A 23,459-nucleotide genomic window follows, 5' to 3' on the forward strand; every position below is an offset into this window, starting at 1 on the left:
CGTCTTTAGGCGGCGTTTAAACGTCCATGTTCAACTTCCCACTGGATGTGACGTCCCCAAGCCTGTTGCCTTACCCAACAGCGTCCCCCACGGCAATGCAGCACTTGGAATGGTGGAAGATCAGCCGGTTGATTTTCCAGGGTCACGAATGTTCCCGGCCGAAGCAGAGGAACCACCTGGGCAAGTTGAAGAGGGTGGTTGGACACGTCGTGACGGTCGATTGAGGCGATCCTCCCGTCGGAATTCGATTCGAGGCCTAGATGTCCTGTTTTCTTTGGGATCGGGTCTGCTTTTATGACGGAATGGCGTCAAAACAGCGTCTCGATTTAGAACTTGTGGCCCGAGGTTTGGTGGCCTCCCGGCAGCAGGCGCAGCAGCTGATCCGTGCTGGCAAGGTGCGCGATGGAGCGGGCACTGTTTTGGATAAGCCCGGTCACGACGTAAAGGACACGCTGCAGCTCCAGGTGGAGCATCCGCCACGGTTTGTGTCGCGCGGTGGTGAGAAATTGCTGGCGGGGCTAGCTGCATTCCCGATTTCGGTGCAGGAACGCATCTGCCTGGATGGCGGTATCTCTACCGGTGGTTTCACCGACTGTTTGCTGCAGCACGGTGCCAAACGGGTGTATGGCGTGGATGTGGGGTATGGACAAACGGCTTGGAGCTTGCGCACCGACGATCGGGTGGTCTTGCGGGAGCGGACCAACCTGCGTCACTTACAGCCCGAGGCCTTGTACGGCGAGGCAGATCCTTGGCCCACGCTGGCGGTGACGGATGTGTCGTTTATTTCCCTGCGGTTGATCCTGCCGGCTTTACGTCGCTTGCTTCACGGTTCTGATGCAGAAGCGCTCGTGCTGGTGAAGCCGCAATTTGAGGTGGGCCGTGATCGGGTCGGACGGGGTGGGGTGGTGCGTGATCCGGTGGCCCACTGCGATGCGATCGAGATGGTGATCACCGCTGCAGAAGAGCTTGATTGGTTCGCCCAAGGGATCGTCGCCTCTCCGATTACGGGTCCGGCTGGTAACCATGAATATGTGCTCTGGCTCGGAGCCAACCGCACCGCTCCTGAATACGATCTCCAGCGCTTGGTGAAGTCAACGCTTCAGTGAGTCGTCGAGTGAAGGATGCAGGGGTGAGGTTGGCCAAACAAAAAGCCCAGCCTTGAAGCCGGGCTTTTGCATCACCGAAGGTGAGTGATTAGTTGCCGACGTTTACTTGTCGGCCTCCGGTGCAGAGTTCCACCTTGATAATGCGTCCCCCTTGCTTTTGGATGCGCTGTTGTTCAGCGAACCAGCTGTCGTAGGGGACCCACTTCGTAAAGAAGGTGTTTTGTAGTTCTCGCTGCGCCCGAACCTTTTCAGGGCTGGGGATGCAAGCGGTGACTTTGAACAACCGCATGGGCTTCAGTTGCCGAGGCCGGAACAGATGTAGTCGAAGTACACACCCATCTCCTTGCCCGCATCGGGGCCGACTAGGCCTGCGGTGACCTCTTTCATGGCCTGAATGGCCTGAACGGTGGCACCAATGGGAACGCCGAGGGAGTTGTAGGTCTCTTTGAGGCCATTCAACACACGCTCATCGAGGATGGAGGTGTCGCCGGCCAGCATGGCGTAGGTGGAGTAGCGCAGGTAATAGTCCAGATCGCGAATGCAAGCTGCATAGCGACGGGTGGTGTACATGTTTCCACCCGGACGGGTGATGTCTGAGTACAACAGCGCCTTGGCGACAGCGTCGCGAATGATCGCGGAAGCGTTGGCGCTGATCGTGGCAGCAGCCCGAACCCGCAGCTCACCGCTGGCGAAATAGGACTCGAGATTGGTCATCGAGGCCGTGTCCAAGTACAAGCCTTGGACGTCGGACTTATTGATGACGTTGGTGATGGCGTCTTGCATGGATGCGTGGGGAGGCGTGAAGGAAAGTCAGCAGCGTGTTCAGGCGAGGGCGCCCACCACGTAGTCGAAGTAGGTACCTGCTTCATCGGCGTCAGAGCCGGTCAGAAGACCCATGGCGACATTCTTCATTTCACGCACGGCCTCTGCCATTGCTTCTAAAGGCGTGCCCAAAGAGCGGTAAAGCTCCTTGGCGCCAATCACACCGATCTCTTCGATCGGTGTGACGTCGCCAGCAACGATGCCGTAAGTCACCAGGCGCAGGTAGTAATCCATGTCGCGCAGGCATGTGGCAGTCATTTCTTCGCCGTAGGCGTTTCCGCCGGGAGAAATGACGTCAGGACGCTTCTGGAAAAGCTGGCCGCCGGCCTGCTTAACAATGCGCTCGCGGCTTTCGCACAGAACCTGAGCTACCCGTAAACGGCGCTGACCGCCAGTTACGAAAGCCTTGATCTGGTCGAGTTCGCCAGGGCTTAGATAGCGGGCTTCGGCGTCCGCGTTGATGATCGAGTTGGAGACGATGCTCATGCAGTTCTGCCTCGAAGCAAGCGGCCGCCCGTAGGAGACCGATATCCGGTGAATAGGTGGAAGATCCCGAAGGATCAAGTCTCAGAGTAAAGGCTGAGACAGGGTGTCGAAGCGTTTTGCATCGAGGTGTTCACAACGATCAACAAGAATCGGTGTGGCTCTCGAGCGCAACGTGTCGGCTGAGGCATTCTGCTCTGAGCTGGCCCAATGCCCTGGGCTTGGGTAACAGTTCTTCATGGCCAGGCTCCGTTTGTGAAATCCATTGGGCCGCAGTGGATTCCCTTCCTTACATCCTTGTCAATTTCCAACAAGAAAACGTTCCGATGAGGAGCCTCATCGGAACGTTTTAGACACAATTTTTGAGCAGCGATATTGCTTGGTTAATCGTGAATGATCCGACCTTGTGGGGCCTTAGATCGCGTCCTCCGTGGACGGATTGATCGCGGCGTTACCGCGATACAGCGCAGCTGTTCGCTGCAGAGTTGCTTGGCTCACGCCTGCACGGGTATTCATGCCATCCATGCGTGGAACGGTGTCCCCATCAGGTCGCTTCTCGAGTAGTTCCTTAACGGCAGCGGGTTGACCCGCTTGAGCTCGGATCGTGAGAAAACGGCTCACCTCTGCAGGGGCCGCGGCTCGACCAAGCAGAGCCAACGTTGCCGCTGACGCTGCTCTCAGGGGCGCCATGTTGAACAGCCTCGTCTGGAAGGCATCACTCATGGCGATTTCTTCAACGAATTGATTCAGCGATGTGTCGCTGTTGCGGAGTCTTGATTCCGCTTCAATCAAACGCTCATCTTGTAGCGGAACTCGGTTGAGAACTTGCTTGTAAGTGGCATCAATGATTGATCGCAAATCACTTTCGGAGCAAGGCCGATTTAACCGAAGATTTGTTGGCAGGCTTGAGCGGAGTCGGTAGCCATCTGCGCCGGAGATAGCAGATAGAGCCCCAGTCATCGGGGTGAGTGGTGGTGCTGAGGATGTCGATCTCGTTTTCGAGAGCCCAAAACCACGCGTTGATCGGCCACCTCCAATCGGTTCGCCGAGGCGAATCAAGCGAAGGCTTGACTGCAGGTCTTCGCCTTGCCTGAAGTTACGGGCAAGGCTCGTCCAATCAGCGCTGGAACTTTTGGCTGCGCTGGCCAAATTCCGTCGTGTGACGTCACCGCTGCCTCGAAACACTTGTGTGGTGCTCGCATCAGGGCGACTTCCCAGGACGAACGACGAGCTGTCGTAACCGAATTGCTTCACGTCGCGCGTGAGCGTGGCGGTTCGTCTCACATTCAAGTCTTTCGGGGTGATGAAGCGTTCGTACGGAACGGTGTCTTCCCCGAAGCAATCCTTGTATTCCTCGCCGTTGACGAGTGCATCCACCACGCCATAGAACCCATGGCGTGCGGCTGTATCAAACAAGGCATCAATTTCCCAGCGTCCAAAGGTTGGCCGTCCGAGGAGGCGCCGATGCATGACTTCAATCGCCTTGATGATGTAGAGGCCACTCCAGTAGCGGCGCCGGAATGCATCAGAGCGGGCCACGCTTCGGACAAACTCACGAAGACAAATGTCTCCGTTTTCAAGGCGAGCTTCCGCTGAAGTCAGCCGTTCGCCGGCGTAACCAGCATTTCCTAAAACCTGGACGTACACCGCATTGATCACGGCTTGGGTGCTGGACTCCGTATTTCGAACGCTGGGTTGCCCTCCACGTTTTGGATTGACGGAACCACCGGTGGCAATCTGTTGGAGACGCATCACCCGTGGGCCAACCTTGCGGGGTCGGCTATTTCGGAACTGGGTGCTGTTCATCTGCCCGGGAGAGGCCATGCCGTTGCTCACCAGCAGGCGACGGCTGTCATAGCCATAGGGCGCGGGCCGTGTGCGGACCGACGCTGTTCCACTGGGGAAGATGGCGCCGTACTGATTCCCGACAGGATCGTTGCTGCCTCCGTAGACGTGCTGATCGGCGAAGGGTTGGCGGTAGGACGCGTACAGAGTGATGTACTGCGGTGCCCCTTCAAACGGTGCACTGAAGTTGAACAATTTGCGGTTAGAGCCCCAACCAGCGCTTTCCTGGGCTTCCTCGCCAAGTTCGCGAAGGTAAGGAACCATTTCTTCGCCAAAATTTTGGGCGTATTCGGCGGAGTTCACCAAAACATCGACCAAACCATTCAGGCCCTGGGCGCTGAGGATTGCAAAGGATTTTCTGAACTCTTCGATCGAGCTAATCCCACGACCGAGGAAGTGGCGATAGGCCAGCTCCACCACACGGCTGTTCACAAACCGATCGTGAAATTGCTGTCGATATTCTTTGCTACGACCAAGGGCGCGTACGTATTCGCGCATGGAAATCTGGCCCTGGACAACCTGGCTGGCTTCCACAGAGCAAGGATTTTGGGAATATCCCTTGGCGATATCCCGCTCAAACACTTGGCGGAAGGCCGCACGGATGATCTCCGCCTTTTCTGCTCCTGATAAGCCAGGCCGCATTTCGAAACGTTGGCTTCCTTCGGAGGCCAACGCATAGATGGCAGGTAGTTGTAATCCCTGCTGAACCTTGCTTCCCAGTCGCTGCCGGGTGCTCGGTGTGGCAATCGATAGCTCTTTCAACAACACGTTGAAACAGTCGATCGCCAATTGGCGTGCTTCTGGCCGATCTTTCAAAAGAAGCGCTGATGCAGCCCGCATCTCCTGAAGGGCAACGTTGGTCGCAGCCAACGAGCAGTTTGCCTGCAGGATGTCGCGCAGCCCCCTGGTGTTCACCGCAAGGATGCTGGGATCTCCAGCCACGAGGGCATAGCCCAGGTAGCGCAGGAACCAGCCCATATCCCGCACGGATTTGCGCATGAAGGCGGGACCGTACTTCGCAACGCTGATGGCGTTGAAACCAGTGGGCAGGACGACGCGCACATCCGCATCTCCCCCGGCGCCATCGAGTAATCGGCTGAGAAAATTCCCACTTTTCGTGCTGTCGCTATCGCCCGTAAAGGTGCGAACTGAGTCTTGGAATGCGGCTTGGTCCGAGGCAAGTGGGGTTGCATCGGTGGTTCGAATGGCCTCACCCGTGGTGAGAGGTGAATCCAAAAACGACAGTGGTGTGCCGCCAACAAAAATGCGATTGGCTGCTCGCGCCACGATCGCTTCTGCATTGGCCGCCATGATTCGGGCGGCTTCCAGCCGGTCTTGGCCGCTCCGGAAAAAGGTCACCAGCGTGGACAGCTCGACTGAATCAGGGAAGCGGTCCTGCTGTTCAGCCTGACGAACGCTGGAGAGCGGCAGGGTGTCGAACAGCTGAGGAGACACGCGCGGGCTGCCGCTGCTGGCGGTCACTGTCATCGACGGAAGCAAACCAGATCGGGTCAGGTTACGGCTCGTGCCTTGTTGGTTTGCCTCCCTATGAACAAATGTTTGCAGGCCCCTCTGCTGTCGAGATGGGTCGTGGCATCGCCATGAAATGCTCGGCAGCATTGCTGAATGGCTGATGAAAGAAGTCCAACCCAGTGATGCCGCCACTCCAGTGGTGAGTGCTTTTTATGACCGCTTCCCCTTCCCTGGGGATCCGCTTCAGGATGGTCCACCTCCTGGGTACAACTGGCGTTGGTGCCACCGCAGCGTGTTGGCCTCCGTGCATGGCGTGATCCCAGCGGGGCAGCAGCAGCCACGCATCCTTGACGCGGGTTGTGGCACCGGCGTCAGCACGGATTATTTGTGCCACCTCAATCCTGGCGCTGAGGTTGTTGCTGTTGATATCAGCGATGGAGCCTTGGCGGTGGCGCGGGAGCGCCTGGAACGCTCCGAAGCTCGTCAGGGTGTTCGTTCGTTAAGGCAAGAGCAGCGCAGTCTTTTGGATTTGGGAGATGAAACGCCCTTCGATTACATCAACTCTGTTGGCGTGCTGCACCATCTTCGGGAGCCAGAAGCAGGGCTTGCCGCCCTTGCAGACCTCCTCGCTCCCCAGGGACTTCTTCATCTATTTCTATATGCCGATGCAGGGCGCTGGGAAATCCACCGCACTCAAAAAGCACTGACACTGCTTCAGGCCGGAACCGGCGGAGATGGCCTGCGTTTGGGCCGGAACTTGTTCGAGACTTTGCCTGAATCCAATCGGTTGCGTCGTCACCATGAGCAGCGCTGGTCTGTCGACTGTGCTCCCGATGCCAATTTTGCCGACATGTATCTCCACCCACAGGAGACCAGCTACAACCTCGAACGTTTGTTTGCGTTCATCGAAACCGCAGGCTTGCAGTTCGCTGGTTTCTCGAATCCAGAGCTTTGGGATCCAGCTCGGTTGCTGAACGGTGAGCTGTTGGAGAGGGCCCAAGCGTTACCCGTCTCTCAGCAGTGGTGCTTGATCGAGCAACTCGATCCAGACATCAGCCATTTCGAGTTTTTCCTGTCGAAGGCTCCCATCACCAAGAGTTCTCGAACCGACGACGAGCTGGCTGCAGCAAAAGGCCTCCGGCAGCCTTGCTTGTGGGGAGAGCCGGATCCCATTCTTGGCCGGAATATGGAACCAATCCAGCTCAGCGATGCAGCGAAAGATTTGCTCCGCTGTGTCGATGCTCAGCCCGATGCAGCCCTGGGATCGATGGGGTCGCCAGACCTTTTAAGAGATCTTGTTGATCGTCAAATTCTTTTGTTGCGGGAGTAGGGGCGAAAGACGCGTGATAGATTCCGCGCGCCATTTCAGGTGTCGTCTGGAGGATTTTTACCGTCTTCAGCGCCGTCTGCTGTTAGCCACCGTTCTGGTGTCGCTCGTCACGGTTCCGATCGTGGCCTTCACCATGAATCTTTCAGTTGCTAGCAGTGTTCTTGTGGGTGCATGCGCCGGACTTTTGTACGTGCGTCTTCTTGCCCGCAGTGTGGCCAGGCTCAGTGACCAGTCCCGTGGACTGGGGCGTTTTCAGCTCATCGTTCCAATCCTGCTTGTGGTTGGAGCGGCCAAGCTGCCCCAGCTCGATCTGCTGCCTGCGTTCCTGGGATTCCTTCTCTACAAGCCCGCCCTGATTCTTCAGCACGTCTTCGACAGCTGAGGCTGAGCACTTTTCTCTGCACCCATGGCTTTAATGCCCCTCTCACTCCCGTTTGCCGAACTGGAAGTGGGCCACCACCTGTACTGGCAGATCGGTGATCTGTATCTGCATGGCCAGGTGTTCCTGAGCTCCTGGATCTTGATCGGCATTCTTCTGGCCTTTGTGCTTGTTGGCACCCGTGGCATGAAGCGTGACCCGATAGGTCTGCAGAACCTGTTGGAGTTCCTTTGGGACTTCATCCGAGATCTGGCCAGGGATCAAATCGGCGAGAAGTATTACCGCGATTGGCTTCCGTTTATCGGCACTCTCTTCCTGTTCATTTTTGTGAGCAACTGGGGCGGAGCGCTGATTCCTTGGAAAATCATCGAGCTGCCTGAGGGTGAGCTTGGTGCCCCAACCGCGGACATCAACACCACAGTGGCAATGGCTCTTTTGGTGTCGTTGGCGTACTTCTATGCGGGTCTGAGCCGCAAGGGATTGCGATTCTTCGAGCTGTATGTGGAGCCAACTCCAATCATGCTCCCGTTCAAGATCATCGAGGAATTCACCAAGCCCCTCTCCCTCTCCTTCCGTCTGTTTGGAAACATCCTTGCTGACGAATTGGCCGTGGGAGTGCTGGTTTATTTGGTCCCCTTGATCGTGCCCCTGCCAGTGATGCTTCTTGGTCTGTTTACCAGTGCCATTCAGGCTCTGATCTTCGCGACCTTGGCTGCCTTCTACATCGGTGAAGGTCTTCACGAGGCCCATTAAAAGGCCCACCCCCTTTCGCTTTTACCTGGCGATCTGCTAAACACATCCGCGCGTAGGTCCGGACTGCAACCGGGCCCTCTCTTCACAAGAGTGTCCCTGCGCGGGGGGAACCGATCCCCAACCCAATTCAGTTCAGCGCTCCGTAGCGCTTCCCCTTATCCCACCCAACATGGATTCCATCACCTCCGCCGCTTCTGTTGTGGCTGCTGGCCTGGCCGTCGGCCTCGCCGCAATTGGCCCTGGTATCGGTCAGGGCACCGCATCCGGCGGCGCTGTTGAGGGCATCGCCCGCCAGCCCGAAGCCGAAGGCAAGATCCGCGGCACCCTGCTGCTGTCCTTGGCATTCATGGAATCGCTGACCATTTATGGCTTGGTGGTTGCTCTGGTGCTCCTGTTCGCCAACCCCTTCGCCTGATCAGACCGGGGGACTTCAAGTCCCCCTCACTGATACCCACGTTTCGATTCCTTCCCAGCGCACCCTTCCATGACCTGGCTTCTGCTCGCTGAAGCAGGTGTTCCGGAGGGAGGTCTTTTTGACCTCGATGCCACCCTTCCGCTTATGGCGGTTCAGGTGGTTCTCCTCACCTTCCTTCTCAATGCTCTCTTCTTCCGTCCGGTCGGCAAGGTCGTGGAAGATCGAGAGGGCTTTATTTCCACCAGCCGTGCTGACGCCAAGCAAAAGCTTGCCCAGGTTGAACGTCTGGAAGCTGATTTGGCTGAACAGCTGAAGGGTGCTCGACAGGCCGTTCAGTCCGTGATCGTCGATGCGGAACAGGAGGTCGATGGCCTCTACCGCGAAGCGCTCGCTCAGGCCGAAGCTGAAGCCAATCGCACGAAGGAAGAGAGTCGCCGCGGTATTGAAGCCGAGCGTGAATCTGCGCGAGCTCAACTCAAGGGCAAAGTGGATCAGCTCAGCACCACGATCATTGACCGATTGCTGGCTGCCTGATGAATCTCAATTTCAATCCCCTCGAGACCAATCTGGTCAACCTGGCCATCGTCATCGGTGTGCTGTTTTGGTTCCTTCGTGGATTCCTGGGTGGAATTCTTGAGCGTCGTCGCTCTGCAATTCTCCAGGACCTTCAAGATGCTGAAGCACGTTTAAAAACGGCATCTGAAGAGCTCACCAAGGCGCAATCTGAGCTTGCTGCTGCCCAGCAAAAAGCGGAGCAGATTCGAATCGATGGCCAAAAGCGTGCAGCAGCGATTCGCGCTGAAGGCGAGAAACGCACGATTTCCGTGATGGCTGCCATCAAGCAAGGCGCCGCTGCCGATGCCGATGCCGAAGCGTCTCGGATCAAAGATGCCTTGCGTCGCGAAGCCGCTATGGCCGCGATCGACAAGGTGCTGACTGATCTGCCTGGCCGTCTCGATGACGCAGCGCAGTCTCGGTTGATTGATTCCACCATTCGCAATCTGGAGAACGCCTGATGCCTCTCCTTAATTCCCTAGCGACTCCCTACGCCGAAGCTTTGCTTCAGGTGACTGAAGCCCGCAGTGAATCCCAAACGGTGGCGGAGCAGTGCAAGCAGCTCTTGAGCGTTTGGGACAGCTCAGCTGAATTTCGTGACGCCATGGTGTCGCCTGTTCTTGAGCCCTCTTCCAAGAAAAAGGCCCTTCAAGGTCTCTTGGCTGAGCAGGTGACGCCGTCTCTCATGAACCTTCTGAAGGTTCTGGCGGATCGTCAGCGACTACAGGCCTTTGAAGCGGTGATGAACCGTTTCCTTGAGCTGTATCGCGAACAGCAGGGCATCACCTTGGCTCAAGTCCGTTCCGCCAAGCCACTCTCCGAAGCACAACAGGCGGCACTGTCCAAGAAAGTGCAGGCCATGGCCGGTACTTCCAAGGTCGATATCGACCTCAGCGTCGACCCCGCCTTGATTGGCGGTTTCGTTGTCAGCCTCGGCTCTCAAGTGATCGATGCCAGCCTGGCTGGTCAGGTCCGTCGCCTCGGTCTGGCACTCGCCAAGGCGAGCTGAACCCACCACCTCTTTTACCGCCCCTCTTTTCCTATATCCCCGCTGGGATCACAAGCCATGGTTTCCATCCGTCCCGACGAGATCAGCGCCATCCTCAAACAGCAGATTGAGGATTACGACAAGTCAGTTTCCGTCAGCAATGTCGGTTCCGTTCTGCAGGTGGGTGATGGAATCGCCCGTGTTTATGGCCTCCAACAGGCCATGGCAGGTGAGCTTCTCGAATTTGAAGACGGCACCGAAGGGATCGCTCTGAACCTCGAAGACGACAACGTCGGCGCGGTGTTGATGGGTGAAGGCCTTGGTATTCAGGAAGGCAGCACGGTCAAAGCCACCGGCAAGATTGCTTCCGTCCCCGTGGGCGACGCCATGTTGGGGCGCGTGATCAACTCCCTCGGACGTCCGATCGATGGCAAAGGCGACATCGCTGCCTCGGAGACGCGGCTGATCGAATCGATGGCCCCTGGCATCATTCAACGGAAATCGGTGCATGAGCCGATGCAGACCGGCATCACCGCGATCGACGCAATGATTCCTGTGGGTCGCGGCCAACGGGAGCTGATCATTGGTGACCGCCAGACCGGCAAAACCGCCATCGCGATCGACACGATCCTGAACCAAGCAGATCAGGACATGATCTGCGTCTACGTGGCCATTGGCCAAAAGGCTGCGTCCGTAGCCAACGTCGTTGAAGTCCTGCGTGAGCGCGGCGCCCTCGGCTACACCGTGATTGTTGCCGCTAGCGCTTCAGAGCCAGCAGCACTTCAGTACTTGGCTCCATATACCGGTGCTTCGATCGCTGAGTACTTCATGTACAAGGGCAAAGCAACCTTGGTGATCTACGACGATCTCTCCAAGCAGGCGGCTGCCTACCGCCAGATGTCCTTGCTGCTGCGCCGTCCGCCCGGTCGTGAGGCCTATCCCGGTGATGTTTTCTATTGCCACAGCCGTTTGCTTGAGCGTGCAGCCAAGCTGTCCGACGCGATGGGCAAAGGTTCGATGACAGCGCTGCCCATCATCGAAACCCAAGCCGGTGACGTTTCCGCCTACATCCCTACCAACGTGATTTCGATCACGGATGGTCAGATCTTCCTCAGCTCAGACCTGTTCAACTCCGGCCTTCGCCCTGCGATCAACGTGGGTATTTCCGTGAGTCGTGTTGGTGGTGCTGCGCAAACCAAGGCGATCAAAAAAATTGCTGGCACCTTGAAGCTGGAGTTGGCTCAGTTCGATGAACTGGCCGCCTTCTCCCAGTTCGCCTCCGATTTGGATGCTGCAACACAACAGCAGCTCTCCCGCGGTAAGCGTTTGCGTGAACTGCTCAAGCAGCCTCAATTCAGCCCGCTGATTTTGGCTGAGCAGGTCGCCATCGTTTACGCCGGTGTGAAGGGTTTGATCGATGCTGTTCCCGTGGATCAAGTGGTCAACTTCTCCCGCGAACTGCGCGAGTACCTCAAATCCAACAAGCCTGAGTTCATTAATGAAATTCAGGAGAAGAAGGTGCTGAGCCCTGAAGCTGAGAGCGTTCTGAAGGCCGCTATCAGCGAAGTCGTGTCCACCATGGTCGCTTCGGCCAACTGACGGAGCAGCCGACATGGCAAATCTCAAAGACATCCGCGACCGGATCAAATCTGTTAAGAACACCCGCAAGATCACTGAGGCCATGCGCCTCGTGGCAGCGGCCAAGGTTCGTCGTGCCCAGGAGCAGGTTCTAAGGAGCCGGCCCTTCGCTGATCGTCTCTCTCGCATCCTGGAAAATCTTCAATCCAGGATGCGCTTTGAAGAGGCTGATGCTCCACTCATGGAACAGCGCACCGTTGAAACGATCACGCTTGTTGCCATCACTGGCGACCGTGGTCTTTGCGGTGGTTACAACGCCAACATCATCAAGCGCACTGAGCAACGGTTCGCTGAGCTGAAGGGTAAGGGCTTCAATGTGAAGCTCGTGGTGATTGGCAGCAAAGCGATCAGTTACTTCTCCAATCGGGATTACCCAATCCAGGCCAAAATCACTGGTTTGGAGCAGGTCCCTACAGCGGATGAGGCCAACACGATTGCAACCGACATGCTGGCTGAATTCATGGCAGCCGGGACGGATCGGGTAGAGATGGTGTTTACCAAGTTCATCAACTTGGTGAGCTGTAAACCCGTCCTCCAGACGCTGCTTCCCCTCGACCCGCAAGACATCGCTGATCCCGAGGATGAGATCTTCAATCTCACCACCGATCAGGGTCGTTTGACGGTGGAACCCGGTACGAGTTCTGCTAATACCGCTCCCAAAATTCCGTCTGACATCGTTTTTGAGCAAAGCCCTGATCAGCTGCTCAATGCTTTGCTGCCGTTGTACTTGCAAAACCAGCTCTTGCGCTGTTTGCAGGAATCGGCTGCGTCAGAATTGGCGAGTCGGATGACAGCCATGAACAACGCCAGTGATAACGCCAAGGAATTGGCCAAGACGCTGACCCTTGATTACAACAAGGCGCGTCAGGCAGCGATTACTCAAGAAATTCTGGAAGTGGTGGGTGGCTCCGCTGCTGCCGGTGGTTAATCGTTCCCTTTGATTGTGTTGATGGCCGGTTCCTTCGGGGGCCGGCTTTTTTAATGGGGTGATGACAATGCAGCTTCATCAGCTCTTTCCCACTGCCATCGCAACGGTGCAGTTGGCCTTGGATCCTTTGGATGTGGCAGGGCAGCTTCAGGTGCTGTTTGCCTTGCGAGGGGATGCGACCGGAAATCCCGCAGATGGATGTGCCTGGACTGGCGATCTCCATGGCGCGTGGCAATTGCATCAGCACCCAGATTTCGCGGCGCTGACGCAGCAGGTTGTGGATCAGGTGTGGACTTATCTCGAAGCAGTGGGCTTTGAGCGTTCTCAAGTGGCCTTGCACCTCCAGCGATGTTGGCCCGTGCTGAGCGATTGGGATCAGGTGGTCGGTCGTCATCACCATCCCAATGCCCATCTCAGCGCTGTGCTTTACCTCACCGGAAGCGGTTCAGGCGAGGAGGGAGTGCTGCGCCTTCAGGCGCCGCATCGGATCAATGAACTTGTTCCCGGACTCGCTGTTGGCCATGGAGGCCCCATCGCTGAAGGACATCCGCTCAATGCCGATCACTGGGACCTTGCGCCTCGGGCCGGGCTGTTGGTGCTGTTTCCCTCCCGTTTGGACCACAGCGTTTTGCCCAACACGGATCCAGAGGCGTTGCGTTGTTCGATCAGTTTTGATTTTGTGCTCACGGCCCCAGATGGCGACGATCCGGCGGAATACTTGGCGCCGCATCCGAACGTGTGGGTCCAGCAAATCCCACCCGCTGCCTGAGAGAATCACTTGGAGAGCAAAGTTTTGACGGGATGTCTGACCCATCGGCGGCCGTGGCCACCTATTCCGTGTCTGCTGAGATTGAGGGTGAAGTCCATCAATTCAAATGTCGGGCTGACCAGACGGTGCTGAACGCGGCGGAAGCCGCAGGGATCAATCTTCCAAGCTCCTGCTGTACAGGCGTTTGTACTACCTGTGCAGCGGTGATTTCAGCTGGAAGCGTCGATCAGCCCGATGCCATGGGTGTTCGATCCGACCTTCAGGAGAAGGGTTATGCCTTGTTATGTGTGTCCTTCCCCCGTGCTGATCTCACCCTCAAAACGGGCCAAGAAGATGCCTTATACGAAGCCCAGTTCGGTCAGTATCAAAAGTGAAGCTGCTTCGCCTGCAGCGTCAGCTGAGCTGGCCCGAGCATGTCTCCACCACTGAGTTGCGCGCATGGGTTCGCTCTGAACTTGCCAGTGATCCAGATGTTGAGTTGCTGCGTTGGGCCATTACGGGTCTGACAACGGCCGCCGATGGTGCCCGTTGTCTCCAGGTGGAGGGGGTTTGTATCGGATGAGTGCAGCACCACTGCCCACCCTGATGGTGGTGCCCACGGGCATCGGTTGTGAGATCGGAGGGTATGCCGGTGATGCTTTGCCCAGTGCCCGTTTGTTGGCTGCGGCGAGTGGCTGCTTGATCACTCATCCCAACGTGATGAATGGGGCGGCGTTGTATTGGAGTGATCCCCGCATTCACTACGTGGAGGGGTATGGCCTGGATCGTTTTGCAGCGGGCGATTGGGCGCTACGACCGGTCCGTCGGCAGCGCATCGGCCTGCTCCTGGATGCTGGGATTGAAGCTGAGCTGGCTCAGCGCCAGATTCAGGTGGCCGAGGCTTGTCGCGCCACTCTGGGTTTGGATATCGGACCCGTGCTGCGTTCGGATCAGTCCCTAGGGGTGTCCCTCGATCGCGGACCAAGTGGCGCCAGTTGGGGGAGTTTGGAACGGCCCGATGCGCTGTTGCGTGCGGGTGAGCGATTGCGTGATGCCGGAGCAACAGCGATTGCTGTGGTGGCCCGTTTTCCAGAGGATCCCGGTAGCGACGCGCTCACGTCGTATCGCCAGGGCAGCGGTGTCGATGCGCTGGCGGGGGCTGAGGCGGTGATCAGTCATCTGTTGGTGCGTCAGCTGCAGATTCCCTGTGCCCATGCTCCGGCCCTTGCGCCACTGCCGTTGGATCCCCATCTCGACCCTCGAGCAGCCGCTGAGGAACTGGGTTATACATTTCTCGCCTGCGTGTTGGTGGGCTTGAGCCGGGCGCCGGACTTGATCGACACCACTGCGGCGCTCACTGGCGATGTTCATGCATCCCAGATCGGAGCCGCAGTGGTGCCCGAAGGTGCCCTTGGGGGAGAGGCGGTGTTGGCGTGTGTGGAGCGTGGAATTCCTGTGATCAGCGTGGCGAATCCCTCGCTGTTGTCTGTGACGCCTGAGGTTTTAGGGCTGTCGTCGGGGGTGTTTCAGGCCAGCAGTTATGCCGAGGCCGCTGGGTTGGTTGTGGCGCTGCGAGCAGGAATTAGTCCAGCTGCACTTGGGAGGCCCTTGCCACCGTTGCAGGAGATTCAGTGATGCCCAAGGGCAAGGGATTTGCGCTGTCGACGGATCAAGGCCCCTGCCCCTGTGGGGGCGGTGCTTATCGCAGCTGCTGTGGCCCCCTGCACCGCGGCGATCAGCGTGCCGAAACGGCTGAACAGCTGATGCGTTCGCGCTACTCGGCGTTTGTGAAGGGTGAGTTGGAGTATTTGCTGGTCACCCATCCGGAAGCTCATGTGCCTGAGGCGGAGCGACGACAGCAACTGCGCCGCAGTTCTCGGGCCACGCGCTGGATGGGCCTTCGCATTCTGTCCTGCACCGATGGAGGCGTAGGTGACATGGCGGGAACGGTGGTTTTTGAAGCCCGCCATCGAGAGGGCGTGTTGCGGGAAACGTCGCTCTTTCAACGACGCGGTGGAAGAACCGATGGCGATTGGCAGTACATCAAAGCCCTCGCCCCCCTTTCGCAAGGGCACGACATTGTTTAATTATTTTCACGATTTATGTACTAAATCGTGCTTAGCGGAGCCAATCATCGGAGCCGACAGGATGGAAGCTGCCATGGGGCGCTCAGCTCGATGGTCTTCAATCTGGCTCAGCCGCAGGCAATCGGCAGCCTCCATCCACTGCCAAAGGCCTGAGGGCTCACTTTGAGCAGGGGCGCCGCTTGTCGGCGTTTGAACTCGGCCCGTTTCAGCAGCTGTTCAACGCGGGACACGAGTGCAGGGTTATGGCCGGCGGCGATCAAGTCCTCACCGTGGCGTCGTTCTTGGATCAGATCCTTAAGTAAGGCATCGAGAGCGCTGTAGTCCGGCAGCGAGTCGCTGTCTTTTTGATCAGGTCGTAGTTCAGCACTGGGGGGTTTTCGTCGAATGGCATCGCCCACCAACTCTCCGTGCTCGGGAAGGTGATAGTCCCCACGGCAGTGCCGGGATGCTGGGCTGTCGAGCCAGTCACAAAGCGCGAATACGCTGGTTTTGTAGAGGTCGCCGATCACGGCTAACCCACCATTCATATCCCCATAAAGGGTGCAGTACCCAACGGCTAATTCAGATTTATTGCCGGTGGTTAACAGCAATTGGCCTTCCTGATTCGCCACCGCCATCAGCAAGGTGCCGCGAATGCGGGATTGCAGGTTCTCAGCGGTTACCCCGTTTGGATCGGCACCAAGTGCAGGGTTCAGGGTTGTGTCGAAGCCATCCATCAAGGGACGGATCGGCAAGGTCGTGGTTTTCAGTCCCAGCCGTTTTGCCAGGGCAATGGCATCGTCGATCGATCCTGCTGAACTCCAGGGCGACGGCATCAGCAGTGTTGATACCTGATCGGCACCGAGGGCTGCGGTGGCGATTACGGCAACGAGCCCTGAATCGATCCCACCACTCAGGCCTAACAGTGCTTTTTGAAAACCGCACTTGCGGGCGTAATCCCGAACCCCCAGCACGAGGGCTCGGAACAGTCGATCCAGCGGGTCATCAGGGCCTTGATCTCGATTGGCGGGCTCGGCTTCGCTGTCCCAAAGACTGACCTGGTCGCAGCAGCATGGGAGTTCCAGTAGGGGATCTCCTGAGGCAGACATCACAAAACTGCCGCCATCGAAGACCAATTCGTCGTTGCCTCCGACTTGATTGAGATACACCACTGGACAGTTCAAGCGGCGCGCTGCCGTGGCGGCCAGCTTTTGTCGCAACAACGGTTTGTCCGCATCGAAGGGGGATGCAGCGAGGTTGATCACCACATCCGGCTGCTCTGAGATCAATTGTTCGATTGGGTCGGGGCCCGCCAGACGTTCCCGCTGCAGGTTGTCGTCTACCCAGAGGTCTTCGCAGATCGTGAGCCCCAGTCGTTGGCCGTTGGGAAGTTGCAACAGGTTTGGCCCCGTCCCGGGTCGGAAATAACGACGCTCATCAAAAACGTCGTAACTGGGTAACAGTTGTTTGTGGGCAACGGCGCGCCATCCCCGCCGATCCACGAGGGCAATGCTGTTGGTGAGCCCGGGGGCGCGGTCATCGTCGGTGGGTAAGGCAACACCCACCAGCACGATGAGATCGCTATCCAACTGCTGACTCATCCACTGGAGCAGCTCTGCTTGAGCAGCGATGCGGGCGGGCTGGAGCAGAAGGTCTCGTGGTGGATACCCCCAAAGTGAGAGTTCGGGGGTGAGCAACACATCGGCCCCGTCGCGTTGGGCTTCGCTGGCGGCCACAAGAATGCGCTCTGCGTTGCCCTGCAGATCACCCACGAGTGGATTGATTTGGGCGAGGGCAAGGCGCATCAGCAGGGGGTGGGATTGAGACCGTAAAGATTGTGCTCGAGCAGGAGGGGCCACACGGCACTGGGGACCAGCTCAGGCTGGGGGGCACGACGTTGCTCAGAGCTTGCGCTCGCTGGGATCTCCACATCCAACACCTCAACAGAGGCTCCGCATCGGGTCAAATCGGCCAGTGCCATCGCGGTGAGAGGCCAACCCTGGCGTGGGGCAATCGCCATGTGGCATTGGCTGAGCCACTGATCAGCTTGTTTCCAATGGGGGATTTGAGCTGCCAAGTCGCTACCCACTACAAACACCAGGTTGTGTTGAGGCCAGCGTTGATGGGCGCGTTGCAACGTCACCATCGTGAATGGGCTGCTGAGGTCTTGGGCGAGGTCCAGATTTGAACTGTTCAGTTGTTCGACCAACGCCTTCAACAGCATGGCCCGCACGGACAGCGCTGCGCCGTGCTGCTTCATTGGGTTGTCGCTTGCCCATGTGGCCACGCGGTCGTAGCGATGCAGGAGTTGCTCCAGGAGGGCCTGGTGTCCTCGGGTTGGAGGGTCGGCACTGGTTCCGAAGAGGGCAATCCGTTGTTGCACCATGTCAAGGCAGCAAAGGACGGAGGTCTTGCTGTGCACGCAATGGCCAGCGATGCAGCCAGTGACGCACGACGGGATCGCGTCGGGCCAATCGTTCGAGCAGCGCTCCGGGTTGACCACCCGATGGGTGGAGTAGGTGTTGGGCCACGAGTTGACCGGTGCGACGGCTTGCGTGAACCGCCAGTGCCGCCTGGGCGAACGCCACCGGTGCGGCGGGGGCCAAGCTGGTGCCGCCACTGATCGGCACTAACAACAACAGCATCTGCTTCAGCGCGCTGAGGCCGAGTTGAATGCCCCCAAGTAGTGCGTTATTTCCAGATAAATGCGTGAGCAGCTGTCGGGCTGCTTTCGGTGTTAGGGGGAGACCATAGAGGCGACTGAGTTGCACCACTAAGGCTGTATCGCAGGCCATGCCCCCAGCCAGGTCTAAGGCCAGTACTGGGTTGATCGCCACCCCCGTCGCTTTGGCCGCGGCGTATCGACCAATCAGACCTTGGGCGCTGCGGCGGTGGTGTTGAAGCCGTAGCTGTTGGCAGTTGCGCTGGAACTTATCGGCTTGTCGCAGGGCCTGGAGTGCGAGGAGCAGCACTCCTTCCCGTGAGAGTTGGCTCTTCAGCTCTTGTTCTAGGGCGTCAACCTGGGCTGGGGTGCGTGCACTGCGAACGCGGCCGTCAGGCTGGAGTTTGGCCTGCCGCGGTGCTGCGGCGACCACGGTGAGTGGCAGGTCTCCGGGAAGGCGGGAGCGAATGCTGTTGAACAGTGCCGAGCGCTCTTGTTCTGGCCAGCGGTCGCTGCGGTTGAGCACCACATGTAAAGGCTTGCCGCAGCTGAGCAATGTTTGCAGTGCCTCGCGATCTGTCCGGGTGAGATCGCTATCGATCACCAGCAGAACCAAATCAGCCCCCATGGCCACCCGGGATGCCAATCGCGCTCGACCGGCGGCATTGATTTCATCGATCCCTGGTGTATCCACCAGCTCAACACGGTTGAGGTCCGCGATTGAGACGGGCCACACCACACCTCTCTGGCTCCGCGTGCTGCCGTGGGCCACATCAGTGGCCAGTAGGGGCTCACCAATGAGAGCGTTGATCAGACTCGACTTGCCAACACCAACCCGGCCAAACACCGCGATTCGCAGGGTGTGTTGCTGCAGACGTTGCAACTGTCGATCGAGCTGGACGAGTTCTCCCCCAAGGAGTCCCTGTTCGCGCTGGGATAGGCGGAGGCTCTGGCGCCATTGATCGAGCAATTCCCGGCAGCGCACCACGGTCGGAGGTGGAACGGCAGGAGGCCGTGGACTTGGACCTGCTGGTGTTGCGCCGACAAAGTCTTCGGACAGGCCTGCAGAGTGAGCCGAAACAGCCTGGCTTGCTGTGATCTGGAATCGACCCTGATCCATACCCTCAGGTTAAAAGGCCATGCAAGCGAGCAACTTCAGGGTTGTTCGAGAGGTGTCCCCAATCGTTGCTCCCTGCTTAACCATGTTTTGTGGTGTCTTGGCCCCGCTACGCTGAAGGTTGGTCAGGCCAGTCAGCCAGGGGAGAATCCGTGATTCGCATTCTTCTTTTTTCGCTCATTATTGTTTTCACGATCCGTCAAATCAAAAAGATTTTTGCCGAGGCAACTGTTGGTCAACAGGACGTCAGCGCAGATGTGGCGATCGTTGATGTCGATGTAATTGTCGATGATCAGAAGGATCACCATTCATCCCGCTGACGTGTTTTCACGGTTTTGGATGGCGAGGAATGTTGCAATCGATACGAGGATTTACTCGGATTTGAGCTGCGTTTTCTTGGGTTTTTGATCTGTGATCCCAAAGCGATTCCGTTATTTCGGTATTTGTTTCCATTTTTTTCTTGCAGCCGTTGTTTTTTGTGCCAATCCTGGCGTGTACGGACAATTTAAAAAGCACCATGACCGTCCGACTAGAAAAACTCACTTCCAATGGTTGGGAGCATGATTCCAACCACTCTGATCTTCACAGTGCGACAAACCACGCCAAAGATTTGATCGGACAGGAGTTGTCCACCTACCGACTTCTCCGTGATGACCGCGTGATGTTGTCGCTCATTACCGCGAAAGGCGTGATGTGGGTGAATGCAGACTTGGAAGTCAAAGGAAAAGCTTTGGTTCACGCCTAACTTTTATTTTTAATCAGTGATTCTTGATTTACTCGGTTCTAAAAGCATTGGGACCATTGTCCAAGAAGGCAAGCATCAACCCTTTCGTGCTGTTGCTTGCCCAATCAAGGGCCTCAACTACGACGAATCACAGATGAAGGACAACGACATTCAGCGTCGTCAACGTCTTTCTGAAGTTGAATACGACTGTTGAATTTGATTTGATCGTTGCGGTTTGAGGTCATTGCTTAAGCGGGTTTACGCCACCATCCAGCTAAAACTGCCAACACAGCTTCGGCTCCAATCACGCCAACAAAGCCGCCAAACTCATCAACAACGACTCTTACGCCGCCGCTGTCTTTTCTGAAGCCTGTGAGAAGTCGATCGGCTCGGATCATTTCAGGCACGTAATCCACCTGTTCGCAAAGGTCGACCGGTGTGAGCAGACCGCGGTTTTCAAGCAAAGCGGTGAGGAGATGTTCTCGGCTTGCAACGCCTAAAACCTTGTCCACTTGGTCGCCTAAAACCACCCACCATGGGGAATTGTTCTCCATCAGTCGAGTCCGTTGAGACTCAATGCTCAAGCTGCCATCCAGTGTTGGAGCGGCTACACGGGGCGTCATCAAATCTCGGGCCGTGAGGTCGTTGAGTTGAAACACCTTGCCGATCATCGCGGCTTCATCCGCTTCGATTTCTCCTTTTTGGGAGCCAAGGCGAGCGAGGAGCCGGATTTCGTCTTCGTTGGTGCTGATCTCGGCTTCCGCGGTGAGTGCCGGCAAGATTCGCTCCAGGAGAACCACAAGCGGGCGTAACAGAATTCCTAGCCAGTGCAGTAAGGGCGCACTAGCGAGGGCGACAGGGAGGGCCAAGCGGCTACCCAGAGCCTTGGGAAGAATCTCCCCAAGCAAGATCACAAGAATTGTGAGGCCAATGGAAAACAGTGGCAGTGCTGCACTGTTCACACCGCGCTGTTCAAACACCCAGGCGGCATAGCCACCCAGCATCAAGCTGCCAAAAATATTGAAGCCGTTGTTGGTAATCACCAGTGCAGACAGCGTTCTGCCGAGGTGTTTTCGCAACTTGGCCAGCCGTCGAGCTCCGGCCACAGGAGACTCGCGTGCAGCGAGTTCTTGCACTCGAATCGGATTCACCGTTAACAGGGCAGCTTCCACACCCGAGCAAAGGGCAGAACCGAGCAGCACTACCAACACAAGCACGATCAGCAGGAGAAGATCGGAGCTCATTGCTGACCAACACTCAATCCATCGTATCGGTCGCGCTCAGTCAGGCTTCGTGAACTGCCATCCTGATCAACATTCGCTCCCGCAGGTTTGACCGCGTTTGATCCCGGTATCCATGCGCTCCGGCGTGGGCGCTTCATTGAGCAATTGGGAGCGGCAGCGGCCGTCATTCCCGCCGCTGCTCTCACGACCCATCACGCAGATTGTGAGTGGCCGTTTCGCCAAGACAGCGATTTTTTCTATCTCACGGGCTTCGACGAGCCCGATGCGGTTGCTTTGTTGTTGCCCCATCGACCGGAGGGGGAGCGCTTCATTCTCTTTGTCCAACCAAAGGATCCAGCGGCGGAGGTTTGGACAGGATTCCGTTGGGGAACGGAGGGGGCCGTGGAACGCTATGGCGCTGACGTCGCCCACCCCCTTGATCAACTTCAGGAGAGATTGCCGGGTTATTTGAATGGAGCTGAAGCGATTGCGTTTCGGATTGGTCGTCACCCTGCCGTAGAGCCGCTCGTGCTGGCTGCCTGGGGGCGACAGCTGGATACGTACGCACGCTCTGGAGAAGCGGCGTTGGGTTTGGTGGCGCCGACGCCGATCTTGCATCGTCTGCGTCTTCGCAAAGACCCGCATGAGCTGGAGCGTTTGCGCGAGGCCTGTCGAATCTCCGCAGAAGCCCATGAACTGGCAAGGGAGATGACCAACCCCGGGATGCGGGAGTCGGAGGTGCAGGCGGCGATTGAGGCCCATTTTCGGGCTAGTGGAGCCCGGGGCCCTGCCTATGGATCCATCGTTGCTGGCGGAGATAACGCTTGCGTTCTCCACTACACCGCCAACACCGCACCCCTGCAGGACGGGGATTTGCTGCTGATCGATGCCGGATGTTCCGTGGAGGATTACTACAACGGCGATATCACCCGCACATTTCCCGTAAACGGTCGCTTCAGCGCCGAGCAGCGGGAGCTCTACAGCCTGGTTCTAGCGGCCCAGGAATCAGCGATCGCGATGGTGAGACCCGGTGGAACGGCTGAAGACGTGCACAACACAGCGTTACGCACGTTGGTTGAGGGCCTCGTTGATTTGGGCCTTCTTATTGGAGATCCCGATGGATTGATTGAACGAGGTGATTACCGCCATCTCTACATGCATCGCACCGGACATTGGTTGGGGTTGGATGTGCACGATGTGGGGGCTTATCGGCTGGGTGAACGGCCGTCAGCATTAGAAACAGGCTTCGTACTCACCGTGGAGCCAGGGCTTTACATCAGTGATCGCTTGGCTGTTCCCGAGGGGCAGCCCGAGATTGATGACCGGTGGAAAGGAATTGGCATTCGGATTGAAGATGACGTCGCTGTCACCGAGCAGGGCCATGAGGTGTTGACCCATCTTGCCCAAAAGAGTGTCGCGGAGATGGAGCGCTAGAGGAGAGCGAGGAGATCCAGGGTGCGATTGAGCACCCGATCGGCGCCAGCTCTGCGCAGGCTTAGCTGATAAGCCGTCACGTTCTCCACGTGGGGAGGGCTGACGGCCAGACTTTGCCAAGGAAGGTCGGGTCGAACGGTGCGGGCGTTGATCACCGTGGTCACGTCAGCCACCGTGTCGCCGATGTAGGCGATGCGTTGTGGCTGCTCACCGGCCGCGAGCTGCTCGGCCAAGCGGATCAACCCGGTTGGATCGGGTTTGTCGGGCGCATCGCCCATCGCAATTAAGGGTGGGTCGATCAATCCAAGCCGTTGTTGGAGCACAAAGCGCGCGGAGGGTGGCTCCGCGCCACTGACGAAGCCCCAGCGCCAGCCCTGGCTGCTGAGACTGGCGAAAAAAGCCGAATCCACGAGCAAGGGCTCATTGCCGATCCATCCCTTCCATTGGCTGGGATCACCGTTGGGATCACCACCAAAGTAAAAGTCACTAAACACCGAGATCAGATCGTTCCGATCTGGTGGTTGTTCACCACGTCGCCGCAAGAATTCCAGGCTGGCATCCCAGTCGTTATTCCAGAGGCCTTCTCCTTTGAGCGCGTCGATGTCCTCCGCTGATGGCCGCCATCCGCTGTAGTGCGCCACGGTGTCTTGAAGCGCCCTTCGATAGCTGCCGGCCACATCACGGATGACCCCATCGATATCGAACAGAAGAATGGAAGGTGAGTCCAGGGTTAAACCTGAATAAAGCGGCTGGTAGGCTAGTTCTTTGAC

Annotated in this window: 29 protein-coding genes; 17 read left to right on the top strand and 12 right to left on the bottom strand. The window is 57.6% G+C overall.

Annotated elements, in window-relative coordinates; genetic code table 11:
- Positions 1 to 5 precede the first annotated feature (5 nt).
- Positions 6 to 206, bottom strand: coding sequence for a hypothetical protein (locus SYNCC9902_RS02375; protein ID WP_011359294.1), 201 nt, complete (start codon positions 204 to 206; stop codon positions 6 to 8).
- A 96-nt stretch (positions 207 to 302) separates the two neighbouring features.
- Here SYNCC9902_RS02375 and SYNCC9902_RS02380 point away from each other — a divergent pair, with 96 nt between their 5' ends.
- Positions 303 to 1,106: a TlyA family RNA methyltransferase gene (locus SYNCC9902_RS02380; RefSeq protein WP_041425288.1), complete on the top strand. Its 804-nt coding sequence runs from the start codon at positions 303 to 305 to the stop codon at positions 1,104 to 1,106.
- An 88-nt stretch (positions 1,107 to 1,194) separates the two neighbouring features.
- Here SYNCC9902_RS02380 and SYNCC9902_RS02385 read toward each other — a convergent pair whose 3' ends face one another.
- The 5 genes from SYNCC9902_RS02385 to SYNCC9902_RS02405 all read right to left on the bottom strand — a co-directional run bounded on the left by SYNCC9902_RS02385 (position 1,195) and on the right by SYNCC9902_RS02405 (position 5,744).
- Positions 1,195 to 1,395, bottom strand: a complete 201-nt coding sequence (locus SYNCC9902_RS02385; RefSeq protein ID WP_011359296.1) for a phycobilisome linker polypeptide — start codon at positions 1,393 to 1,395, stop codon at positions 1,195 to 1,197.
- A 5-nt stretch (positions 1,396 to 1,400) separates the two neighbouring features.
- Positions 1,401 to 1,889, bottom strand: coding sequence for an allophycocyanin subunit beta (gene apcB / locus SYNCC9902_RS02390; RefSeq protein ID WP_009790505.1), 489 nt, complete (start codon positions 1,887 to 1,889; stop codon positions 1,401 to 1,403).
- A 39-nt stretch (positions 1,890 to 1,928) separates the two neighbouring features.
- Positions 1,929 to 2,414 (bottom strand): allophycocyanin subunit alpha, encoded by a 486-nt coding sequence (locus tag SYNCC9902_RS02395; protein WP_011359297.1) that lies wholly within the window; start codon positions 2,412 to 2,414, stop codon positions 1,929 to 1,931.
- 81 nt (positions 2,415 to 2,495) lie between these two features.
- Positions 2,496 to 2,651, bottom strand: a complete 156-nt coding sequence (locus SYNCC9902_RS12350; RefSeq protein WP_156771041.1) for a hypothetical protein — start codon at positions 2,649 to 2,651, stop codon at positions 2,496 to 2,498.
- Between the two features lie 174 nt (positions 2,652 to 2,825).
- Positions 2,826 to 5,744: a phycobilisome rod-core linker polypeptide gene (locus SYNCC9902_RS02405; RefSeq protein ID WP_011359298.1), complete on the bottom strand. Its 2,919-nt coding sequence runs from the start codon at positions 5,742 to 5,744 to the stop codon at positions 2,826 to 2,828.
- Positions 5,745 to 5,862: 118 nt separating this feature from the next.
- Between SYNCC9902_RS02405 and SYNCC9902_RS02410 the strand changes: the two genes are divergently transcribed.
- From SYNCC9902_RS02410 to SYNCC9902_RS02475, 14 genes are all read left to right on the top strand, one after another.
- The gene (locus SYNCC9902_RS02410) at positions 5,863 to 7,059 is read left to right on the top strand and encodes a class I SAM-dependent methyltransferase (protein ID WP_011359299.1); all 1,197 of its coding nucleotides are present in this window, start codon (positions 5,863 to 5,865) and stop codon (positions 7,057 to 7,059) included.
- Between the two features lie 46 nt (positions 7,060 to 7,105).
- Positions 7,106 to 7,441: an ATP synthase gene (locus SYNCC9902_RS02415; RefSeq protein ID WP_041425292.1), complete on the top strand. Its 336-nt coding sequence runs from the start codon at positions 7,106 to 7,108 to the stop codon at positions 7,439 to 7,441.
- Positions 7,442 to 7,465: 24 nt separating this feature from the next.
- A complete protein-coding gene (gene atpB / locus SYNCC9902_RS02420; RefSeq protein ID WP_011359301.1) occupies positions 7,466 to 8,191 on the top strand; it encodes a F0F1 ATP synthase subunit A in 726 nt (241 codons plus the stop codon).
- Positions 8,192 to 8,360: 169 nt separating this feature from the next.
- A complete protein-coding gene (gene atpE, locus SYNCC9902_RS02425) occupies positions 8,361 to 8,606 on the top strand; it encodes an ATP synthase F0 subunit C (RefSeq protein WP_009790499.1) in 246 nt (81 codons plus the stop codon).
- Between the two features lie 69 nt (positions 8,607 to 8,675).
- Positions 8,676 to 9,140, top strand: coding sequence for a F0F1 ATP synthase subunit B' (locus SYNCC9902_RS02430; RefSeq protein ID WP_011359302.1), 465 nt, complete (start codon positions 8,676 to 8,678; stop codon positions 9,138 to 9,140).
- Positions 9,140 to 9,622, top strand: coding sequence for a F0F1 ATP synthase subunit B (locus SYNCC9902_RS02435; RefSeq protein WP_011359303.1), 483 nt, complete (start codon positions 9,140 to 9,142; stop codon positions 9,620 to 9,622). Before SYNCC9902_RS02430 ends, SYNCC9902_RS02435 begins: the two co-directional genes overlap by 1 nt.
- Entirely contained in the window at positions 9,622 to 10,170 is a 549-nt protein-coding gene (atpH, locus tag SYNCC9902_RS02440) for an ATP synthase F1 subunit delta (protein WP_011359304.1), read from the top strand. The genes SYNCC9902_RS02435 and atpH overlap by 1 nt, the downstream gene beginning before the upstream one ends.
- Before the next feature lie 57 nt (positions 10,171 to 10,227).
- Positions 10,228 to 11,748 carry a F0F1 ATP synthase subunit alpha gene (atpA, locus tag SYNCC9902_RS02445; protein ID WP_011359305.1) on the top strand — a complete coding sequence of 507 codons (1,521 nt, stop codon included), beginning with the start codon at positions 10,228 to 10,230 and terminating at the stop codon, positions 11,746 to 11,748.
- Positions 11,749 to 11,761: 13 nt separating this feature from the next.
- Entirely contained in the window at positions 11,762 to 12,715 is a 954-nt protein-coding gene (locus SYNCC9902_RS02450; RefSeq protein ID WP_011359306.1) for a F0F1 ATP synthase subunit gamma, read from the top strand.
- A gap of 67 nt (positions 12,716 to 12,782) precedes the next feature.
- Positions 12,783 to 13,484, top strand: coding sequence for a putative 2OG-Fe(II) oxygenase (locus SYNCC9902_RS02455; RefSeq protein WP_011359307.1), 702 nt, complete (start codon positions 12,783 to 12,785; stop codon positions 13,482 to 13,484).
- 32 nt (positions 13,485 to 13,516) lie between these two features.
- Positions 13,517 to 13,858 (top strand): 2Fe-2S iron-sulfur cluster-binding protein, encoded by a 342-nt coding sequence (locus SYNCC9902_RS02460; RefSeq protein WP_011359308.1) that lies wholly within the window; start codon positions 13,517 to 13,519, stop codon positions 13,856 to 13,858.
- Positions 13,855 to 14,046 (top strand): hypothetical protein, encoded by a 192-nt coding sequence (locus SYNCC9902_RS02465; RefSeq protein ID WP_011359309.1) that lies wholly within the window; start codon positions 13,855 to 13,857, stop codon positions 14,044 to 14,046. The genes SYNCC9902_RS02460 and SYNCC9902_RS02465 overlap by 4 nt, the downstream gene beginning before the upstream one ends.
- Positions 14,043 to 15,098, top strand: coding sequence for a DUF3326 domain-containing protein (locus SYNCC9902_RS02470; protein ID WP_011359310.1), 1,056 nt, complete (start codon positions 14,043 to 14,045; stop codon positions 15,096 to 15,098). Before SYNCC9902_RS02465 ends, SYNCC9902_RS02470 begins: the two co-directional genes overlap by 4 nt.
- Positions 15,098 to 15,550, top strand: coding sequence for a YchJ family protein (locus SYNCC9902_RS02475; protein ID WP_011359311.1), 453 nt, complete (start codon positions 15,098 to 15,100; stop codon positions 15,548 to 15,550). Before SYNCC9902_RS02470 ends, SYNCC9902_RS02475 begins: the two co-directional genes overlap by 1 nt.
- 107 nt (positions 15,551 to 15,657) lie before the next feature.
- Here the strand turns inward: SYNCC9902_RS02475 and SYNCC9902_RS02480 are convergent, their stop codons facing one another.
- The 4 genes from SYNCC9902_RS02480 to SYNCC9902_RS12355 form a co-directional block, all read right to left on the bottom strand.
- Positions 15,658 to 17,334 (bottom strand): NAD+ synthase, encoded by a 1,677-nt coding sequence (locus SYNCC9902_RS02480; RefSeq protein WP_011359312.1) that lies wholly within the window; start codon positions 17,332 to 17,334, stop codon positions 15,658 to 15,660.
- Positions 17,334 to 17,915 (bottom strand): nicotinate-nucleotide adenylyltransferase, encoded by a 582-nt coding sequence (locus SYNCC9902_RS02485; protein WP_011359313.1) that lies wholly within the window; start codon positions 17,913 to 17,915, stop codon positions 17,334 to 17,336. The genes SYNCC9902_RS02480 and SYNCC9902_RS02485 overlap by 1 nt, the downstream gene beginning before the upstream one ends.
- Position 17,916: 1 nt before the next feature.
- Positions 17,917 to 19,311, bottom strand: a complete 1,395-nt coding sequence (locus tag SYNCC9902_RS02490) for a GTP-binding protein (RefSeq protein ID WP_156771042.1) — start codon at positions 19,309 to 19,311, stop codon at positions 17,917 to 17,919.
- A 131-nt stretch (positions 19,312 to 19,442) separates the two neighbouring features.
- Positions 19,443 to 19,616: a hypothetical protein gene (locus SYNCC9902_RS12355; protein WP_156771043.1), complete on the bottom strand. Its 174-nt coding sequence runs from the start codon at positions 19,614 to 19,616 to the stop codon at positions 19,443 to 19,445.
- A 209-nt stretch (positions 19,617 to 19,825) separates the two neighbouring features.
- Between SYNCC9902_RS12355 and SYNCC9902_RS02500 the strand changes: the two genes are divergently transcribed.
- Complete coding sequence (locus tag SYNCC9902_RS02500; protein WP_041424811.1) at positions 19,826 to 20,053, top strand: hypothetical protein; 228 nt, start codon at positions 19,826 to 19,828, stop codon at positions 20,051 to 20,053.
- Positions 20,054 to 20,280: 227 nt separating this feature from the next.
- Here SYNCC9902_RS02500 and SYNCC9902_RS02505 read toward each other — a convergent pair whose 3' ends face one another.
- Positions 20,281 to 21,276: a CNNM domain-containing protein gene (locus tag SYNCC9902_RS02505; protein ID WP_011359316.1), complete on the bottom strand. Its 996-nt coding sequence runs from the start codon at positions 21,274 to 21,276 to the stop codon at positions 20,281 to 20,283.
- 87 nt (positions 21,277 to 21,363) lie between these two features.
- On the opposite strand from SYNCC9902_RS02505, the gene SYNCC9902_RS02510 reads away from it, so the two are divergent.
- Positions 21,364 to 22,689 (top strand): aminopeptidase P N-terminal domain-containing protein, encoded by a 1,326-nt coding sequence (locus SYNCC9902_RS02510; protein ID WP_011359317.1) that lies wholly within the window; start codon positions 21,364 to 21,366, stop codon positions 22,687 to 22,689.
- Here the strand turns inward: SYNCC9902_RS02510 and SYNCC9902_RS02515 are convergent.
- A complete protein-coding gene (locus tag SYNCC9902_RS02515; protein WP_011359318.1) occupies positions 22,686 to 23,366 on the bottom strand; it encodes a TIGR01548 family HAD-type hydrolase in 681 nt (226 codons plus the stop codon). The two genes, SYNCC9902_RS02510 and SYNCC9902_RS02515, sit on opposite strands and share 4 nt — an antisense overlap.
- Positions 23,367 to 23,459 lie beyond the last annotated feature (93 nt).

It is taken from the genome of Synechococcus sp. CC9902, from assembly GCF_000012505.1.
GTDB lineage: Bacteria > Cyanobacteriota > Cyanobacteriia > PCC-6307 > Cyanobiaceae > Parasynechococcus.